This is a genomic window from Pseudomonas sp. SIMBA_067 (genome assembly GCF_046534675.1).
In the GTDB taxonomy this organism is placed as follows: Bacteria; Pseudomonadota; Gammaproteobacteria; order Pseudomonadales; family Pseudomonadaceae; genus Aquipseudomonas; species Aquipseudomonas putida.
In genome coordinates, this window is the sequence record NZ_JAWRYH010000249.1 from 1 (window position 1) to 293 (window position 293).

At 59.7% G+C, this 293-nt stretch carries 1 pseudogene; it reads right to left on the minus strand.

What is annotated here, in order from left to right:
- A pseudogene (locus SB765_RS28955) lies at window positions 1-293 on the minus strand (TonB-dependent siderophore receptor); the annotation flags it as partial.

The window sequence follows — 293 nt, forward strand, 5'->3', positions numbered from 1 at the left end:
TGGCAAAGTTGAACAGCTCGTCGAACTTGTTCTCGGCATGGGTGAGCTCGATCTTGCCGCTCCAGCCGTTGCCCAGTTGCTGTTCGATAGAGGTGAAGAAGCTGGTTTGCTCGTGGTCGTTGTAGGACCAGTCCGGCGCGGCGTTGAGCGAACGTTTGAGGTTGGTGCGCTCACCGGTCGAGAAGCGTGTGGGCAGGCCGGAGCGCAGGGGCGAGTCGATGTCGCTGCGCAGGTAGCTGAAGCCCACCGTCAGCAAGGTGTCTTCGCTGAGGTCGAATTCGGTAATGCCATAC